Annotated in this window: 10 protein-coding genes; all 10 read left to right on the forward strand. The window is 52.9% G+C overall.

Features of this window, described 5'->3' with window-relative positions; all coding sequences use genetic code 11:
* Positions 1-449 precede the first annotated feature (449 nt).
* The gene (locus tag V5J77_RS02075) at positions 450-3,839 is read left to right on the forward strand and encodes a tubulin-like doman-containing protein (protein ID WP_338554136.1); all 3,390 of its coding nucleotides are present in this window, start codon (positions 450-452) and stop codon (positions 3,837-3,839) included.
* A gap of 4 nt (positions 3,840-3,843) precedes the next feature.
* Positions 3,844-6,231, forward strand: a complete 2,388-nt coding sequence (locus V5J77_RS02080; RefSeq protein ID WP_338554137.1) for a transcription initiation factor TFIID — start codon at positions 3,844-3,846, stop codon at positions 6,229-6,231.
* A 47-nt stretch (positions 6,232-6,278) separates the two neighbouring features.
* Entirely contained in the window at positions 6,279-7,565 is a 1,287-nt protein-coding gene (locus tag V5J77_RS02085; RefSeq protein ID WP_338554138.1) for a vWA domain-containing protein, read from the forward strand.
* Positions 7,566-7,590: 25 nt separating this feature from the next.
* Positions 7,591-8,232, forward strand: a complete 642-nt coding sequence (locus V5J77_RS02090; protein WP_338554139.1) for a beta-mannanase — start codon at positions 7,591-7,593, stop codon at positions 8,230-8,232.
* A 22-nt stretch (positions 8,233-8,254) separates the two neighbouring features.
* On the forward strand, positions 8,255-9,514 hold the full coding sequence (locus V5J77_RS02095; protein WP_338554140.1) for a hypothetical protein: 1,260 nt from the start codon (positions 8,255-8,257) through the stop codon (positions 9,512-9,514).
* Entirely contained in the window at positions 9,514-12,756 is a 3,243-nt protein-coding gene (locus tag V5J77_RS02100; protein WP_338554141.1) for a glycosyltransferase, read from the forward strand. The genes V5J77_RS02095 and V5J77_RS02100 overlap by 1 nt, the downstream gene beginning before the upstream one ends.
* A 252-nt stretch (positions 12,757-13,008) precedes the next feature.
* Entirely contained in the window at positions 13,009-14,766 is a 1,758-nt protein-coding gene (locus V5J77_RS02105; protein ID WP_338554142.1) for an adenylate/guanylate cyclase domain-containing protein, read from the forward strand.
* Positions 14,763-16,403, forward strand: a complete 1,641-nt coding sequence (locus tag V5J77_RS02110; RefSeq protein ID WP_338554143.1) for a FecR domain-containing protein — start codon at positions 14,763-14,765, stop codon at positions 16,401-16,403. Before V5J77_RS02105 ends, V5J77_RS02110 begins: the two co-directional genes overlap by 4 nt.
* A gap of 236 nt (positions 16,404-16,639) precedes the next feature.
* A complete protein-coding gene (locus V5J77_RS02115; protein WP_338554144.1) occupies positions 16,640-18,145 on the forward strand; it encodes a stalk domain-containing protein in 1,506 nt (501 codons plus the stop codon).
* 107 nt (positions 18,146-18,252) lie between these two features.
* Complete coding sequence (locus tag V5J77_RS02120; RefSeq protein ID WP_338556506.1) at positions 18,253-19,032, forward strand: phytoene/squalene synthase family protein; 780 nt, start codon at positions 18,253-18,255, stop codon at positions 19,030-19,032.
* Positions 19,033-19,171: the final 139 nt, after the last annotated feature.

Genomic DNA, 19,171 nt, shown 5'->3' on the forward strand with positions numbered 1-19,171 from the left:
TTGTACAAGGAGCAGGTCTCAGTCATAAGGGGCATGGAGAAAAAATATTAGAGGATTTGCGAGGGGGGAGGAGCCTTGCGGTCGTCTATTGTAGATAAGCTTTTGCGGCAATATAGGGCCGGCGGGAAGAATGGTGAGAAAAGCGGACTGGGATGAAATGAAAAGATTAGCTTAGCCTTGCGAAGCGTTAGCGCTCGTTTAAAGCTTCCCTTAGGAAAGCAGCTTCGTAACCATATGCCGTTAACTCTTAAATTTCCTCCTCGGGGAATCATGAATAGAAATTCAGGGGGAAGGACGTTTGGAGATCGGAAGTGAAGTCAAACTTTGCCTACAATGCAGCTTCCTTCTCACCATCTTTCTCATTATCCTTCTAAACAGCCATACAGCCATACAGCCATACAGCCATATAGCAATTACAGCAATGATTCATACCATTTGGAGGTAGAACAATGAAGCCGATTGTTAGAGAACATATCCAGCAGCTAGATGTTTCATTAGGCGGAGGTATCGTCAGTGAAAAAATTCGCGTCGATACGATTGATAATCCGATCCTCATTATTGGCCTCGGCGGCACAGGCATTGATGCGCTGTTGCGCCTTAAATACCAGATCAACCGCCGCTTTAAGCTGCCGGAAGATCCCCTGTCCAAACGCAAGCTGGAAAAGCCAAATAACGTGGAGTTTCTAGCCTTTGAGACCAATGAACAGGACCGCAACAAAAAATATAAAGGCATTGGTCTTGATCCAATCAATGAGTTTGTGCTGCTCTCCAATGCCGAAGTCGGCGGCTTGCTGCAAAATCGCAGCATTTTAGAGCCATATATTACGGACTGGCTGTCGCCAGAGCTAAGCATTACCGATGGCATGAACGGTGCCGCCGGCGTACGTCAGGCAGGACGTTTATTGCTTTTTACAAAGATCAACCAGGTTGTGCAAAGCATTGATAAAAAAATCAAGACGCTTTCCGTCGGCACAAGCAAAAAGCTGATGGTATTCCTGCTCACCGGTCTATCCGGCGGTACGGGCAGCGGCTGCTTCCTTGATATTTCATATATCGTGCGCGGTATAATTGAGCGCGATCATGGCTCGGCTGGCGTTGACCGCGTCAACACGCTGGGGTACCTTTTTACGCCGGATATTAATCTCGCGAACAAAAGCTTAAGCGAGCATACGAGAGAATATATTAAGAAAAATGGCTATGCCGCGCTCAAGGAGCTCGACTACTGGATGAATGTTGATGCCCGCGGCGAGCGCTTCAAGCAGCAATACGGCAGCATTCTCAGCGTCAATTCGCCGCTTCCGCCGTTTAACCTTTGCCATCTGATTTCGGCAACGAATACCGAGGGCAAGCTGCTGGAGAACGCATATGACTACTGCATGAACGTGACAGCGGAAAATATTACGAACTTCATGGCCAGCGAGGATAAGCAATCCGGCGAGGAATTTGCTATTCATGACTATATCAGCAACATTCGCACGAATATTGCACAAATGAACAAGCAGTATCCGGCGAACTACGATTACAACATTATTGGCGCTTCATCGGCGGTACTGCCGATTGAGGAGATGACGACCTTTTTGGCGTATCGCCTGTTTAGCAAAATGGACAAAATGTTCCACAAGGCACCGACGCAGGACGATGTGGAGAAATTCGCCCGCAAGCTAGGCATTGATCTCGATACGATGATCAAGACGTTCGAGTCGCGCGTGCCCGAGCCGCTTCCCGGCTTTGAGAACAGCGAGCGTCTGAACTACAGCAATGTAGTGAAAATGCAGGTGGTTAACATGGATACGGAGCTGGAGCAGACGTTTCTAGCCCGTGCCCGCGAGGAATATGTGAAGGCGAAGAAGCAGCTGCCAGGGGAAATCGTCGGCCAGTTCACCGAGCAAATACGCCGTACCTTCCTGCATCCAGAGCAGGGGCCGTTTTACGTGTCACGCCTGCTGCATACCGAGAAGGGCTTCTGCCTGCTGAAAATGCTGCTATCCTATATTGAAGTGCTGCGCGAAACGCTGCTGCGCCTGCCGCGCGACATTGAGTCGGCCAGCATTCAAGCGGAGGAGCGGATGGGCGATGCGAAGAGTGCCTTCGTGTCCAAGGACAAGAAGAAAAACAGCTACATCGAAGCAAAAATCAATGAATATTGGCTGCGCGCCGATGTAGAGCGCACCGAGCAGATGATTGAGTTCTATGAGGATCTATATCAGCTGCTGAACAACGAGAATAATCGCTTCTATAGCGTATTTACCGAAGTGCTGAACGTGCTGAACGGCATTTTTGCGAAAAATGGCGATATTTTGATCAATGGAGACGAGCAAGCCGATCACAAGGGCAACAAAACCTACTATTGGAATTTAGTTGGTGTGCCAGATATTTCTGATGTGATCGCCCGCATTATGGATAAGAAGGATGTCGATGATCTCATTCGCGACTTCTCGCAGGGGCTGCTCGATCATTCCGACCAGTGGGTGAAGGAGAAGGATATTGATATTGTTAATTCCATCTCCAACTTCCTGACCGATAAATTCGGCGATTTGATTACGAGATCAATGGAAGATTTCCTTATTATGAAATATGGCAATGACGAGTCCATTGAGAAATTTGTCGAGCGCTTTATAGCGACTAAGCTGGATGAAGAGGCGGTTGCGGTATTCAATTTGAGCAACAGCTCAGGCAACCTGCATTTCCCTTCATGGGGCTTCGTATCGGTGCCGCAGCATGCGCCAAGCATACTCAAGGGCATTCGCAATTACCAGAGCAATGCTGTAGGCAAATCGCATTTTACCATTAAAGAGAGTGAAGTGAAAAACCGGATTTTCTGGCTGAATACGAAAAACGGCGTGCCGCTGTTCGTCTATACGCCGCTCAAGGTATATGAGGAAAGCTATGAACGGACGATTCTCGATAAGGAAGGCGTCGGCCGCCATCTCGTCATGACGGAGAAGGTTAACTGGACGAATCTGCCTTCGCCAATTCCTGAGAAATCATGGGGCGATACGTACAGCAACGCGAGGGTGAAGGGCTATAATGCCCGCGTTCGCGCCGAATTCCAGCGTGCGCTGGGGTATCGGATTATTAGCGAGAAGGGCGTCGACAACAGCATGAGCAGCCGTTATGCGGTGCAGTTCACCCAGCCCTTCCAGCTGCAAACGCTTCTTAGCTCCTACAATATGGAGGCCGCTGCCGCTAAGCCGAATCTTGGCGAAGTAAAGCGTGCCGTCATTGAGCTTCGCCGCTTGCTGGCTGAAGGCTTGGCACCGGATGGAGTGAAGGATATTTTCGGCAGCCTGAATGAAGATTTGGCGCAGGAAAACCTTATTCGTTCGCCAGAGCTGCTGGCGCGTGTGCGCGAGGAACTGGCGAAATACGACGCGATTAGCGATAAGGTTGCCGAGCTTGAGAAGCTGCTGAGCCTGCATCAGGATGAGGAAAAGTGGCTGGATCAATTTATTGAGGCGCTTTATACGGAAACGATTGTGAAGAAAGGCGCGCTGTACGTCTATGACCGCGACCCAGAGGAAGAGGCGTGGGCGCCATTCGCTAATCTGATGAAGAGCAGCAGCTTCGTGGAGCATGAGGTGTTCGAGAGCTTCCGAGGGCTGGATGAGAAAAGCCGTGCCGCTCTTCTGCGCAAAGCATCGCGCCGGGTGACGGATTTGACGGCGACGGAGGATACGAAGCTGCTCGTTCATAAGCTGGATGAGCTGTTTAATGCCTTCCTCGACGCTCGCGACCGTCTGGAATACGAGCGAATTGAACTGGCGAACGGAGAAGATTTGTACCAATTCTACAAGCAAATGACGAGCAAACTAAACGACATACGCAGAAAGTTGAAGTAGGCCTATGAGAGAGCTTCTGGAGCGGTATGCAGCTGATTATGCGGCTGCCGAGCAAATGCTCAGCGGTCATGGAGACGATCAGAGCATCATTCATTATCCGACTGTATTTTTGTATATTGGCGACGAGGCGGGCCAAGCGATTGAGCCGATGATACAGATGAATGCGGCGAAATGGGAAAATAGCGCCGGCGTCATTTATTTTCACGCCGCGTCCGCTAGCGGGAAAGGACGGCAGGCGGCAAGCGCCGCCCATACCGCCAAGGTGACAGAGGTTGTGCTCAGCGGCTTGTCGCCGCTCGGCAGCGACCATAAGGCGGGGCGCAAGGAGCTATGGGAAGCCTTCCGCGGCAATGCCGGCTACTTGGCTGACCTAAACCGCGCGCTCCGCGGTGTCAGTGATACGATTGCCGATTATGGGAGGCTGTATGCCTCCTTTGATCGGCTGCATTTGGCGGTTATTACGCGTGCCGATGACCCGATGAATGCGCTGGTGCCGGATATTTCCTTGCTGGCACAGGCGATTTTTCAGCAATCGTTCAAATCCGTGCAGATGGATCTTTATACGCTAATCAGCGAGCGTGAGCAAATGGATACCTTCGCTCACGCCAGCGCGATTGGCGTGAGCTTTCTGCGCGAGCTGGAAGGGATGCAGCGGCCGGATTATACGTTCTCGGCGCTGCTTGAGGTGACGGGCGACGGGCTGGCGATTCCGGTCGTTCATCCTCCGTCACCGCTGTTCGATCTCGTCTATGTGCTGTCGGACCGCAACGAGAAGGGCATGACCGCCGTCAACGGCATTCGAGACAATTACGATATTATTTGCCACATTCAGCTGCTCAAAAACCGCAAGCGCAAGGATGCTCAGGCAGATGAAGCCTACGGCGGCTACAATAACTCGACGTTCAAGAACAGCCTGCGTACGGAATCAGGCAGGCAAGGCTTCGTCTCGGCGGGGCTGTCCAAGGTGAAGCGCCCGAATTATTCGATTGCGCTGACGGTGCTGTATCATCTTCATATGCAGCTATCCGAGCTGTTGGCGAAGGAGCCTGAGCTCAGCATGCGGGAGAAGCTTGCCTGCTTCGGCATCGACCCGGCCTCGGTCGATGCGATGCTGCTACAGCTGCTGCCGAGCGATGAGCAGCTTGCCGACATGACGGGACTTCTAACCTCCGGCGTTCGTTATGAGCAGTTGAAGCCGTTATCGCTGCGGGACGCTGAGGAGGCGCTGTTTGGGGACGGAGCCTCCGTCTTTTTCCATAATCATTTCGCCCGCACGGCGCAGCAGCGGCTGTCCGAATTTGGCGCGGCAGCGGAAATGCGCCGTGCTGTTGCCAAGTTCGAGCGGGAGCATACTGACATTAGCTTCTACCAGCTATGTGCTTGGACGGAGCCAAGCGGCGACGATGGCAGTGTGCTTGCAGGTGTGCGCAGCCGTATTAAGGAGCTGGCGATTGCCGTGGAGCAGGCGCGCGAGGAGCTGGGGCGCACGCAGTCGGGACGCGCGGAGGATGTCCGCATTCAGCGGCTGCCTTTTATGGATAAGCAAAATTTGCGTTCGTTTATCCGTGCCTTTTTTCAGCTGGTGTATGGTCAGAAGTGGGAGCTGCTGCGGCTTGAGCTGGAGCTGTCGCTGTATCGCCGCTTGGCGGATGAGCTGGAGCAGCTTCATGAGCTGTACCGGCTGCGCGTCAAGCAGATGGCGGATATGGCAGACGTCATGAAGCAGACGGCGCTGCAAAGCATCAAGACCGCTGACGATTACATCGGGCAAAATATTTTTGAATATTATGCTCGGGTAACTTGTGATATCGTGCTGGAGGTTCAGGATAAACGGGGTGCAGGCATCTGGTTTGATGAGCGTTATCTCGGCTCTGCGGCGGAGCTGCTGGAGCAGGGCAATGAGGCTTACGTGAATAAGCTCGCGCAGCTAGGCTTGAGGCATGTGCTGACGGCGGAGCCATTCGCCCAGACGTTTGAGGAGGAGCTGCTTCGCAGAGCGAATGTGACGATTGACTACACGAACCGCCAAGCGCTGGCGAAAGAGGATTTGTTCAAGCGCCTTTACCGGACGCTGGAGGAGAACGCATCGATTAACGTTCGGCTGCTGGACTACACGCATGAGCATCGCTACGAGGAAAAATATATGTTCGGCGATGCGGAAAGCGAATTTGTGCAGTACGCGCTTGGCGTCGACGAAACGTCGCGAATCTACAAGCTCGGCTGCATTCACGAGAAGCGCAGCAGCGGTGTGGAGAAGCTGAATCTGATGGGTGGCTTCCACCTGGAAGACCTGTTGTATTATCGCAATGGCAAGGTGTATTACGAGACATATAGAGAGAACGGCTATGCGTTCCACGGCGTGGACCCGGCAGGCTTGCCGGAGCTGCGCTAGAGGCACAGCGAAAAAGCCGAATGCACGTAAGAGAGGATGCTATACACATGCAGCGAAAAATAAACCTGCTACTATTGTTGTTTAGCTTAATAGGGGGATTCATCGGCTACGCCATCGGAGAACTGATGCTGACGCAGTGGACGGGCGATATGCCGCGTTCGGTTCTTATGGGCTTATATTTTGGCGTACTCGCATTATTTATCGGGCTAGGCTGCTTTGTTGCAGAGCTGGTCAATCCGCATTTGAACGGCTCATCCTGGCGCCAGCGGTACACGGGGCTTTCATGGAAGCTGTTCGTACCGGCGACCTTTGCGCTGCTATTTGTAGCGGGCTTGGGCCTGCAATTTTTTTACGGCTTGAATATTGGCGGATTAAAGCAGGTGAAAGACATCGTCCTCGTCATCGACAATTCCGGCAGCATGGCGGAGACGGACCCGGACAATCAGCGTTATGTGGCGGCGAAGCAACTGATTGACCAGATGGACAATGACAAGCGCGTTGCGATTGTAGGCTTCAGCGATTTGGCGCAGCAGGTGCTGCCGTTTACGAGCGTCGACTCGGCTGCCAATAAGGCGGCAATTAGTACGGCGATTGACTCGCTTGTGCCGACGGATGGCGGTACGGATTTCAGCCGCGCGCTGGAGGAAGCGCTGAATACGATTGAAGCGAAGGCGGATACAAAACGCGGTACGATGGTGATTTTGCTGTCCGATGGCTTCAGCGAATCCGATGTGGCTCCGCAGCTGGCGCTCTATAAGGAGCAGCAGATTGCTATTAATTCGGTCGGCCTCAGCCTCGTAGATTCGAGAGGGGCGGATTTGCTGCGCAACATCGCTGAGTCAACAGGCGGTGCTTATTACGATGTGCAGAAGGCAACGGAGGTATCTACGGCCTTCCAGACGATCTACGAGACGATTGATGATCGTACGCTCGTAACCGAGCGCACAGGACCGATGGCCGATGCAACGTTTTACAAAATCGTTCGCGTTATCTCCATGCTGCTGATCGGTGGTGTGCTGGGCGTGGCGATCGGATTGTTTTTCGACAATCGCTATTTGGCGCGCAGCTTTGGCATCGGCGGCGCAGTTGGCGGCTTGCTGTCTGGCCTCCTGCTGGAAGCGTGGCTGTCTGGCCATTCTCTCAGTGATTCGTTCACTCGCTTTGTGGCGATTGCGCTGCTTGCGCTTATGATCTCTTTATTCACCTTAATCGTGCCGATTAGGGAGAATAGCCGTCCGGTAAGCGACAGACGCCGCGGGGCTCCAGTCCCAAGGGAGCGCGGAACATCTGGCGGCGACGGAAGAGCGAAGGATAGCCGCAACCATGGATTTTAAAAGTCAGCTAGGGGGCGATTGACAGATGCGATTTGTGGAAGCAGAGGGCGATTCGCCGCGAATCAAAGGCTTGACTCATACGCTGAATGGCGACCGCTGCACGCTGCAATGGCTGTGGCCGAGCGGCGTCGAGGCGGTTTATATCGGCAAGGCGGAGGCTGAGCAGGCGGCATTCAGAGGAACGCCGGACCTTGCATCATTAAAGCTCTATACGAGGGCTGAATACAAGTCAAACAACGGCTATCATATACGGCTGGAGGGCATCGGGCGCTACCGCTTTACCGTCTACATTTATGAAGAGGGAGCGGAGGATGGCAAAGTCATCTGGCTGCAGAGCGATGGCCAAAGCGAGCTGGATGTGAGCGCCGGCAGAGCGAAGATCCGCTATTCCGTCAAGCAGAAGACCGGATTTCTTCAGCGGTATAAGACGGTTTCGATTCAGGTGACGGCGGAGGTGCCGATTGCCAAGGATGTATTATGTTATGTGAAAAAAACGGGCGGCTATCCGGCAAACAAGGATGATGGCATGATGTATCCATTTGCCGCTGCTTTCGCCTCCGGGCGGAATGTGCTGCCGCCAATCGAGGTCGGCAAGCAGGACTTCATCCGTGTATTTTTCACCGATGGCCCGCGTTTCGCACAGCTGTACGAACTGGTGCCGGAATGACAGCAGGAAGGGGAGATAAGACATGGGCTTTTTTGATTTTTTGAAAAGAAAACCGCAAGCAGAGCAGCTGCAAGGCTCTTACGATATTGTATGCCCATTTTGCTTCGGCAAATTTTCGCCAGAGGATGTCGTATTTCGTGCCACGCACAGCCGCGAGGACGATGAGGATTACGCTTTGGGCGAGGATGAGCAGCTGAATCGGTACAGAGAGCGCTTCGGCCTTGATTCCGTGTATGACATAGAGGCGATTATTCATCCCGAGGATGTGCCGGAGGAGAAGCATCTCTACGCAGGCGAAGTACTAATCGGCTTGAACGACCGCTACGGAGAGCTGACGCGCAGAAGGCTGTGTCCAAAATGCCATAACGAGCTGCCGGTAACATCGGGCAAGGTGCCAAGCAATATTATTTCGATTATCGGCGCTTCTCAGGTTGGCAAATCGGTGTATATGACAGCGCTCATCCATACGCTGCAAAATACAACCGCCGATCATTTCAACGCGGCTTGCATGCCGCTTACGGCGGAGATCAGCCGCAAGTTCCGCACGAACTATGAGGAGCCGCTGTTTGGGCGCGGCGATCTGCTGGCTTCCACACAGAAGGAAAAAATGCAGGAGCCGTTCATTTTTCAATTCGTCTTCCGCGATGAGTCCAAGCCGCCGCTGACGCTTGTATTTTTCGATGTGGCGGGCGAGGGCATGGTCGAGGAGGATTATTTGGGGCTGCATGGGCAGCACATTAAAAACTCCTCCGGCATTTTGTTCATGGTCGATCCGCTGCAAATCCGCTCCATCCGCGAGAAGCTGCGCATTAACCACGGCGACAAGCCGGGCGAGTGGGCGCCGCAATATGACGAGCCAAGGGATGTCGTGCTGACGATGTTCAAGGATTTTATCGCCTATCAGGACAACAGCAAGACGGATATCCCAACCGCGGTCGTCTTGACGAAGAGCGATATGCTGCATGCGCTTAAGGATGAGGAAGGCGAATATATTAAGTCGAACAGCAATATTTTTCACAATATGGTTCATCGCAATTATTTCAACTTAACAGAGTTCGAGAACATAGATGGCGAAATGCGACGCTTTATCGAGAAGGTTGATCGCCCATTTAAAGGGACGATGGACGTTTATTTTAAGGATACGGCCTATTATGCGGTATCGGCGCTCGGCAGCAATCCAGTCAATCAGAAGATGGAAACGGTCGTCAGTCCGATTCGAGTGGACGAGCCCTTTATATGGCTGCTGTATAAGCTGGGTTATATAGAGGGGAGAAGAGAATAGTGAAGCATTCTACCTCTATGATTGGCCAGCAGCTGTATACGCGGGAGCGGCGGGGCATTTTTCGTTCGACGGAAGGTTATGACACGGTGGCTAAGTCCGACGGGCTGGATCAGCAGTTTGTGAAAAAGCAGCTGCATCCGCTTTGCGTCTATGACGCTCCGGCCGAGCTGGCAGCAAGCGGCGAGAAGGATGGCGCCGCTTATCCAGAAACGGCATATGTGCTGCGCTTGGAGGGCGGCGAGGCGGTTGTTGGCCGCAGCGTCTATCAAGCTGTGGACTTTACGGGGCTGCGCAGCGCCTTCTTCACACACAATTATGTAATTCCAGCCGCGATTGCAGATGCAGACCCAGATAGCTATAAAGCCTACCTCGGCGCTGCCTTCGTGGACAGCTATGACATAGAGCAGGGCATGGAGCTGCCTGATTTGGCGGCGCTCCCGCAAGTGGCGGGCAGCGCTTGGACGGCCCGAGAGGCCGGGGCCGCAAGCGCTGCGGCAGGCGGCGCTGGTGCTGGTGCTGGGCAAGCAGGCTCTGGCGGAAGCGGTCAGCGGGCGGCGCTCGCTGCGCTGAACATAAGCGAGCAGCGCTTTAAGCAGCTTCTATTTGCCGTTATGGCCTCCGTTGGCGGACGCAAGAAGGTGTATGTGGCACTTGATGTGCCTATCGGACAGCTGCCTGAGCAAGCGAAGGCGCTGCTGGCGGTGCTGTATGCGAGCTTGCCTTATGCCTTCCGCAAGCAGCTTGGCTTCATGACGTTTGCCAAAGAACCGCAAAGCCGCAAAGGGATTCATCTCACCTTCGTCGAGAAGGGCAGCCTGCGGGCAGGTGATCGCAATGTAGATAAGGACTACATCTTCGATTTTGCGAATGACCGTTTCCTCAATGTGGATTTGGATAAGGGAGAGCATCCTTATTTGGATTTTGCCTGGGATGCACTGGACGAGCCGGATCGCGCCGAGCGATTTTATCAGTTCGCCGAGGAAATGCTCAGCGGCATGGGGCAGGAGCGGTTAATGGGGCTGGGCTCCTACCACGAGCTAAGCGTCCTCTTCCAGGTTGAGGAAGGCAGCGATGAGCTGTATGAGCTGCATAAAAGCGCGGTGCTGCGCGGGATGCTGGAGTATTTGCGGCCAGCAGGAGCGCTTGTGCAGCGCATTCGAATGAATGACTTATTTTTGTCCCGCTTCGATTATGAGTTTGATGCTGTTCGTGGCGGTCGCGTGCCGGAGCCATTCATCGCGGAAAGCTTCAAGGATTATTATCTCATTGATAGTAAATATAATGGCAGCAAAATCGTCGATTATTTCATTCGCTCCTTGCTCGCTGCCCAGCAGCAGGGTCAAGCGGCAGCGATGGCGGCCTACTACGGAGCGTTAGAGACTGAGCCTCTCCTATTGAAGGAGTTTGTCAGCAAAATGCTGGCAAGCGGGGCGCTGCTGGAACGGCTGCTGCTCCCGTTTCTGGATGGCAAGCTGCGGGATGCAAGATCAGCGAAGGATATCATTATTTTTATGGGCAAATGGGGCAAGGACTTCCCAGCCATACTCGATAATGATGTCGTGCACAAGCTCGTCAGGCAGCAGCTCAAGGATAAGCTGATGGATGAGGCGCAGCCTGTGCAGGTATTCCAGCAGGTGCATGAGCAACTGGACAAGCTGAGTGCCACTGCTTTCGACAGCGACGAGGGCCGCGTGAAGACGAACCATTTGACGGCGGGTATTGGCGTCCGTCTGTTCGAGCTGGAGCTTGTCGCTTATCGTACGCTGCTGACGGAGCTGGATTTGGATCGGCTGTCGCAGCGGGAGCTGCATAAAGGCAGCTTTCTGGAGAAGGCGGATCGGCTGGAGCAGTGGAACGCTCAGTTGACTGATCCTAGGCAAAGGTCGACGGCGCTTATTATTAAAGCGGCTTACGATTGGTTTTTCAAACCGCAGCCGAAGCCGAGCTTGTTCGCCAAGCTGTCCCCCGTCGAAATCGATCGCGCCCAGCAGCTTGGACGGCGCTGGATGCTGACGGTCGATTCGGAAATGAAAGCGGAGCGGTTCGAGCAGCTTGTGCTCGCCTTTTATCGCAGCTCAGACATGGAGACGATTGATTATGCAGGGCTGCTGGATACGCTGCGCAAGAGCGCAGGGGAAAAAGAGCTCATTTATCAATTTTTTGCATGGTCGGAGCGCCATGAGGATTTTATGCGGCCGCGAGGCTTCGTGCCTGCGTATGCAACCGCCATTACGAATTATTTCAGGCAGCATGACCGCGATGCCTTCAAGAGCCGCGCGAATCGGAATGAGTATTTTTCCAAGGCAGGCCCAAGGCTGCAGGCTGTTTACAATCAGGTAAGAGGGGATCTGTCTTCGCCTCTGGCGAAAATGTTTCGGCAAAATCGCAAGCCGTTTCTCTTCTCCATAGTTATAGCCTTTGCCATACTAACAGCAGGCATAGGCGGCTTGCTTGCGCTTGGCGGCGGTGACGAGCCTGCGGAAGGAGACAATCTTCCTGGCGCGACGAATAGCCCTGGCCTGACTGCTCCAGACGCAGCAATTCCCGATACACTCGTATATGCGGCGAAGCAGGAGGGTGTTGACGGCAAACAAACAACAACACTCGTATTCCGGTTCACGGATGCTGCCCTATGCAGCGCCTTCTCCCCGGATACGATAGCTGTTGTCGCAGCAGATAGAGAAACTAAGGAATATAGCGGTCTAACGTTCATTCCTAGCTGTACGGCTGCCCCTGCGGAATCCCCTGCCGGGACAGGGACGGATGAAAGCGGAGCTTCTGCCAGCCCGGGCGATATTGCATCGCCTACTCCTACAGCAACTAGCGATGCAGCGGCACTTAATACAGGCAATGTAGAAAATGCTGCCGTTGGTACAGCAGATGGCGTGTCGGCAAGTCCCGGCATCGTCTCCCCATCGCCGGATGCAAGTGCAGGAGCAGGCGACGATGCAGCCTCCAGCGGCGGAAGCAGTGCAAGCCCAAATGGAACAGACACCAGCGAGCCGGGTTCTGCTGGCAGCATAGCGCAGCCTAACCCGAGCGATTATCCGAACCGCGTCGTTGTCGATTTAGGCGAGGATGTGGAGCTGCTTCCAGCGAGCAAATTGAAGGTGGGCAGCGTTGATTATACGCTGTCCGAGCCTTTTGCTGATGCAGGCCTATCTGCTACAGATGATGCCACTAGCACTAGCACTAGCAACAGCAATAGCGAAGAGACACCATCAGCCAATCCAACAAATTAAGCATGCAGTAGCAGCCCTCTGTCAAGTTAATAGACAGGGGGCTGTTTATTGTGCAGCTGGAAGCAATATTTTTTGCTAAAGTTCATCCCAGAGCATGCCCAAGCGGCGCATTCTGAATTATAATAAAAGACAGGATAATTTTACATATAAGCAAGGGGATATAAATTATAAATTATAAATGAGAGAGATTAGAGGCGGCTGCTATGGAACGTGCAATTAGTCAATCAGCCTGCCTTGAGAGGGGAAAAACAATTGAAGATCAAGCTTAAGCATGTCATGGCTGCTCTGACGGCGCTTGCTTTGCTGTGTCTATATCGGGGGACCTTTTCGCAGGCTGAATTTTATTTCCAAGATCGCGTGATGCAGCGGGAAAGCCCGGTCGATACACAAATCGTCATTGTCGCTGTCGATGATCAAAGCTTGGAGGATTTCGGCAGCTGGCCGTGGAGCCGCAGCGTCCATGCGCAGCTGGTGGATACGCTGAGCGAGGGCAAGCCGGAGGTAATTGCCTTTGATGTCACCTTTGCGACGAGCTCGGATGAGGAGGCGGACAGCGAGTTTGTCGATGCGGTTGCGAGAGCAGGCAATGTCGTGCTGCCTGCCTACGGAACCTTCGCCGCGTCGGCGCGTTTAGGCGCGATTGAAGCGGAGGAGCTTTCCGAGCCGTTCGAGGGCCTTAAGGAAGCGGCCGCAGCGACTGGCCACATCAACACGATTACCGATTCAGATCGGGTCGTGCGCAAGGCGCTCTATTCTTTTAATAAAGAGGGCATACAGATCAATAGCTTTGCATGGGAAATTTACAAGCTGTACATGCAGCGTTTAGGCAAGCAGGCGGAAGCGTCCAAGCCGCCGCTCGATGGCTTTCAGCGTTTCCCAATTGCCTATACGAGCGGTCCCAATCAGTATGAGGCGATCTCTTATTCGGCCGTGCTGAGCGGTGACGTTCCGGCGGACTATTTTGCCAATAAAATTGTCTTGATCGGTCCTTATGCGGTCGGCTTTAACGATGATTATTTGACGCCAATGAACGATAAGCAAGCGATGAACGGCGTAGAGATTCATGCGAATATTGTCCAGCAGCTTATGGAGCAGGATTTTAAGCGGGAGCTGGATTGGAAATGGAATGCGCTCGTGCTGCTCGCGGCTGTCGTGCTGGCCTATTATTTGTTCCGCAAGCTAAATATGCTGCTTTCCTTTCTGTCGGTTGCGGTGCTTATCGCCGTATTTATCGTAGGCGGACGTTATTTATATGGGCAGGGTATTTTGCTGTCGCTTGGATATGTGGTGCCGCTGCTGACAGCCAGCTGTCTAGCGGTCGTCATTTTCAACTATGTAAGCGAGCTGGCGGAGCGGCGACGGGTGACGGATATTTTTGGCCGCTATGTGGCGCCGCAGGTCGTCAGCCAGATTTTGAAAAATGGCGAGGACGGCTTGAAGCTGGGTGGGAGCAGGCGCGTTCTGACGGTGCTGTTCGTCGATATTCGCGGGTTTACGCCGCTGTCGGAGAAGGCTGAGCCGGAAGAGATTGTTGAAATTTTGAATCAGTATTTGGATTTGACCGCCAGCTGCATCTTTGAGCAGGAGGGGACGCTCGACAAGTTTATTGGCGATGCGACGATGGCGATCTTCAATGCCCCGCTGCTGATGGAGGATCATCCGATGAAAGCAGTACGCGCCGCATGGGCGATGAAGCAGGGTTCAGTGGAGCTGGAGAAGAAGCTCATCGAGCGCTTCGGCTTTGGAGTGAAATTCGGCATTGGCATCCATACGGGGCCTGCGGTTTTCGGCAACATCGGCTCCAAAACGCGGATGGACTACACGGCAATTGGCGATACGGTCAATACAGCCGCCCGGCTGGAAAGCCATACAAAGCCGGGACAAATTGTGCTTAGCGAGTCTACATATGAGGCAGTCAAGGATCGAATTTTGGCGGAATCTCTTGGAGAAATAAAGGTCAAGGGCAAGGAGCAGGGCATTCATATTTATGAATTGGAGGGGTTAAAATGAGAGGCTTCAAATTCAAATGGCTGCTTGTATGGATAGTTGTGTGTTATGCAGCACTGCCTGCAGCAGCATGGGCGAAGGATACCGATAAAGTCGGCAAGCTGACGTCTGTTTCGGGCAAAGCCGAGGTGAAGAAGGGCGGCGGCACAAAAAGCTTCAATGCGTTCAAGGGCATGGCCATTACGCAGGGAGATACGATTAAGACGGGAAGCAATGGGAAGGTCAGCATGGATCTCGACAGCGACAAGGAAGTGACGATTGGAGCAAGCACGACACTGCTTATCAGCGAGCTGGTCAAAAGCGCCAGTGCGCTTGGCGGCAAGACAAAGCTGACGCTCCAGAATGGGTCAGTCATTATTCAAGTGAAGAAAAAGCTCACTGGCGATTCCCGCTTTGAAATTGAGACGCCAACAGCGACAATGGGCGTTATGGGCACTACATTCGCTGTTTCGTATGAGCAGGACAACACCTATGTCGGCGTGCTTGAAGGTATCGTAAGCGTTACCGGAGAAGATGGCGAGCGAATCGCAGCGCTAATGGCGAATGAGCAGATTGAGCTCAATCAAGCAGGCGAGGGCGCGAAAGAGCCGCTTATGCTCGTCGATCTTCCGCTGGCTGCGCTGGAGAAGATGCTGGAGGAGCTGGAGCAGCAGGCGGATACGGTAGCGAACGCAGCGCTCAAGCAACAAATAAGCGAGCTCGTGAAGCAAAAGCAAGCGGAGCTGGAGCAGGCGGCACAAGCAGCAGGGCAGCCTTTCAGCAAGCCGACTATTGTATATGATCAGCGCGCTTCTAGTGTGCCAGCGAGCGGTGGAGGAAACAGCGGTTCTGGTTCGGGCGGAGGCACAGCAACGCCGACGCCAACACCAGTGCCGACGGAAACACCGGCTCCGACGCCAACGCCAACACCAGTGTCGACGGAGACACCGACGCCAACACCGACGCCAGTCGTGTATGAAGGAGCGCCTAAGGCAGATACGTCTGCTTTTTACAGCAATCTAAATCATTATTTTATAAATAGCACAACGATCGTTATTCCTTTTACGACGCTGCTTGCTTACAATGAGCAGGAGGATGATCCAAATCGGACGCTTTTGGACGGCGTAATATTTGCCATTAATGATCCCGAGTTTTTCTGGGAAGCCGAGAGTGCAACGATAGATGGCAAAAATTTGGTTATCCAATTAGCTAATGAGATTCCTATCAATTCCAGACTGTATATATCTGTACGTGGAAATTATTTGAAAAACGCTCAAACAGGTGAGGTGCAGGCGGACTTTACCGAGCTTGGCCGGGATGGCAATGTTATAGATTTTAAGCCAGCGCTTAGCCAAACGAATCTTCGCTATGTACAGAATCTGAGCGAATCGACTGAATTGGATGATATATTCATCTATCATCTCGGCTATAGCAATGCCACTATGACAATGACTTTGACAAATGCAGCAGGCCCGGTAGCTTTTGATTCCGAGGTAGCCTATCACACTCAAGTGAGCGGGGAAAATCATTTCACCTTCTCCTTTAATCATCAATGGCTCGAAACTTTGGATGCAGCAGTGCCTTATACGTTGTCGGTTAAGCTGGATTTGGAGGGCGAAGAGATTGCAGATTTGACCATGAGCATTGTGGTGGAGAATTAAGGGACGTGCCTTATTTTAACGAGAATCGTGGATGCAGCGGATTATAAGATTGAATAGGAGCCGGGCAGAGAACCTACGATTACGCTAACAGAAGCCTTTTATAATCGCTTGGATGTGGGAAGCCATTTCGTTGAAGTTCTTATTATGCAAAAAGGGCAAGAGGTAAGCGCAGCGCTCATTGAAATTTTAATTGTGCCGTCATAAGTATAACCAGCTTAAAGGGAGTGGAAATTCAAATGAACAAAAAAGGAATGCTGCTAGCAATCAGTGCGCTGTTGGTCGCATCGCTGCTGCCGCAAGGAGGCATAGCCGCGGCTGCTGGGGCAGCCACGGGAGCAACAGCCAGAGCAGAAGCAGCTATGGAAGCGTCAGTCGTGGAGGCGACGGCTTCCGCAGTAATCTATGAGCTGCAAGGCCTTAAGCAGCCATGGGGCTTGACGGCAGCAGCGGGCGGCGGCGAGCTGCTTGTCGTGAGCTCGGGCAGCCATAACATCGGTCGCTGGAGCGGTGCTGCGGGTGCAATCACTGCTGCCGCTGGCAGCGGAGCAGCGGGATATATGGATGGGGATGCAGCAGCGGCCTCATTCCGCTCGCCTTCTTTTGCTGCGACGGATACGAAGGGCAATGTGTATATTAGCGATACAGACAACCATGCTATTCGCAAATTAGCGGGTGGCAGGCTGACGACACTGGCGGGAAATGGAGAAGCTGGCTACATGGATGGCGAGCAGAGCAAGGCGCGTTTTAACTCGCCAACGGGTATTGCGGTTGATACGGAGGGCAGCGTTTATGTGGCCGATACGCTTAATCATGTTATTCGCCGGGTTACGCCGGAAGGTATCGTATCGACATTTGCTGGACAGGTGCCTTCAGGAGAAACAGGTGATTATGTAGATGGGACGGCAGCGCAGGCGCGGTTTAATGAGCCCACAGGGCTTGCTTTTGACGAAGCGGGGCGCCTTTTTGTCGCAGATAGTGGGAATCATGTAATTAGGGTAATAGATAAAGGAAAGGTTACGACGCTTGCAGGGCAAAAGACAGCTGTCGATCCTTTGACCGGCTACCGGATGGGAGGCTATCAAAACGGAGCTGCTGCTGATGCGCGCTTCAATCGCCCGCGAGGGCTTGCTTATGCAGATGGTGTCCTGTTTGTGGCGGATAGCCTCAATCACCGAATTCGCGCTGTGACAGAGAGCGGCCGGGTGGTGACACTGGCTGGAAGCCATGCGGCTGGCGACCGAATCGGCACAGCTGGTCAGTCTCAGTTCAACCAGCCCTCGGGTCTGTTTTACCGCTCGGGAAAGCTGTATATTTCCGATCCACCGAATGGCAATGTGAAGGCGCTAGCGGTTGATCCGGCTAGGCTGCAGCCTGTGCGTAATGCGGAGGATCTATTGTCTGGCATTGATTTGTTGCCTGCGGGAACAGCCGTACAGCTGTGGCTGGACGGCAAGCAGCTGACGAGCGGTCCTTCACCTTACACGAGCGAGAACAAGGTGTATATCCCGGTTCGAAGCGTATTTTCAGCATGGGGAGCTGAGCTGAATTGGCATGCCGAATCGAAAACCGCCAAGCTGCATAAAGGCGATTGGTCACTGAGCCTTAAGCCGGATTCCAGTGGCAAGGTTGTCATAACGAGAGGCGTGCTTTATATCGAGGCAAGCCACTTGGAGGCCTTGACTTCATTCCTTGCCGTCTATGACGACGAATATCGCGCCGCTGTCCTGGACAGCGGGCAATAATAGGACGTTTTTATTTGGGAAGTTAAGCGTCGTATGATATGATTATAAGAAATGTGAAGCTACTTTTGGAGGGAACACTCATTACTAACGTCGTCCTTAATGATGCTATGACCATGCTGCAGCAAACGAGCCGGACTTTTTATATTCCTATCAGCCGTCTCGTGCCCGGCTTGAAGGAAGCTGTGGCATCTGCATATCTGTGTATGCGGGCTATTGATGAAATAGAGGATCATAACGACATCTCAGACCAATTGAAAGTCAAGCTGCTCGTCGGAATGGAAGAAGCTTTCCAGTCTCCTGACGTGACAGCCGCCACACAGAAGCTTTTGTCCCCTTATGAGGATGTTTTGCCAGCTGTATCGATGCGGGTAAATGAATGGGCGGAGCTGTGTCCGTCGACTGTTGCACGCACCATCTATCGCTATATCGCGATGATGTCGAAGCAAATGGCAGAATGGGTGGAGAAAGGCTGGCACATCCATACGGAGGAGGATCTCGACCGTTATACATACAGCGTAGCTGGAATGGTAGGTGAGATGCTGTCGGAAATCTGGTTATGGTTTGATGGTACGAAGTCGGATGCAGTGAAGGCGGTCGCTTTTGGCCGTGGGCTGCAAGCCGTCAATATTCTTCGCAACCGCGATGAGGATTTGGAACGGGGCGTGGACTTCTACCCAGATGGCTGGGGGCCTAAGGAAATGCTGGCGTATACGCGTCGCAATCTGAAGGTAGCGGATGCTTATATCGCGGATTTGAAGAAGGGGCCCGCGCTAAGCTTCTGTAAAATTCCACTCACGCTGGCTCATGCTACTGTGAACCTTATTGCCGCAGGCGGCAACAAGCTCACGCGCGATGCGGTGCTTAAGCTGGTTAACCGATTGAACTAGTTGCCGATTGGACAGGTCGGCGCTCATTACCCGCAGGGATAACGACTTTGCACGTAAAGCCGCTATCCCTGCGGGTTATTTGTTATTTTTGTATATATTCTGCATGGATTCTATGCTGTTTAACTTATCCTTTATTGCG

It is taken from the genome of Paenibacillus sp. KS-LC4, from assembly GCF_036894955.1.
Taxonomy (GTDB): domain Bacteria; phylum Bacillota; class Bacilli; order Paenibacillales; family Paenibacillaceae; genus Pristimantibacillus.

Bases quoted from the DNA above. Each gene is read 5' to 3' on its own strand.
- V5J77_RS02075 (WP_338554136.1), top strand. From the start codon at position 450: ATGAAGCCGATTGTTAGAGAACATATCCAGCAGCTAGATGTTTCATTA.
- V5J77_RS02080 (WP_338554137.1), top strand. From the start codon at position 3,844: ATGAGAGAGCTTCTGGAGCGGTATGCAGCTGATTATGCGGCTGCCGAG.
- V5J77_RS02085 (WP_338554138.1), top strand. From the start codon at position 6,279: ATGCAGCGAAAAATAAACCTGCTACTATTGTTGTTTAGCTTAATAGGG.
- V5J77_RS02090 (WP_338554139.1), top strand. From the start codon at position 7,591: ATGCGATTTGTGGAAGCAGAGGGCGATTCGCCGCGAATCAAAGGCTTG.
- V5J77_RS02095 (WP_338554140.1), top strand. From the start codon at position 8,255: ATGGGCTTTTTTGATTTTTTGAAAAGAAAACCGCAAGCAGAGCAGCTG.
- V5J77_RS02110 (WP_338554143.1), top strand. From the start codon at position 14,763: ATGAGAGGCTTCAAATTCAAATGGCTGCTTGTATGGATAGTTGTGTGT.
- V5J77_RS02115 (WP_338554144.1), top strand. From the start codon at position 16,640: ATGAACAAAAAAGGAATGCTGCTAGCAATCAGTGCGCTGTTGGTCGCA.
- V5J77_RS02120 (WP_338556506.1), top strand. From the start codon at position 18,253: ATGACCATGCTGCAGCAAACGAGCCGGACTTTTTATATTCCTATCAGC.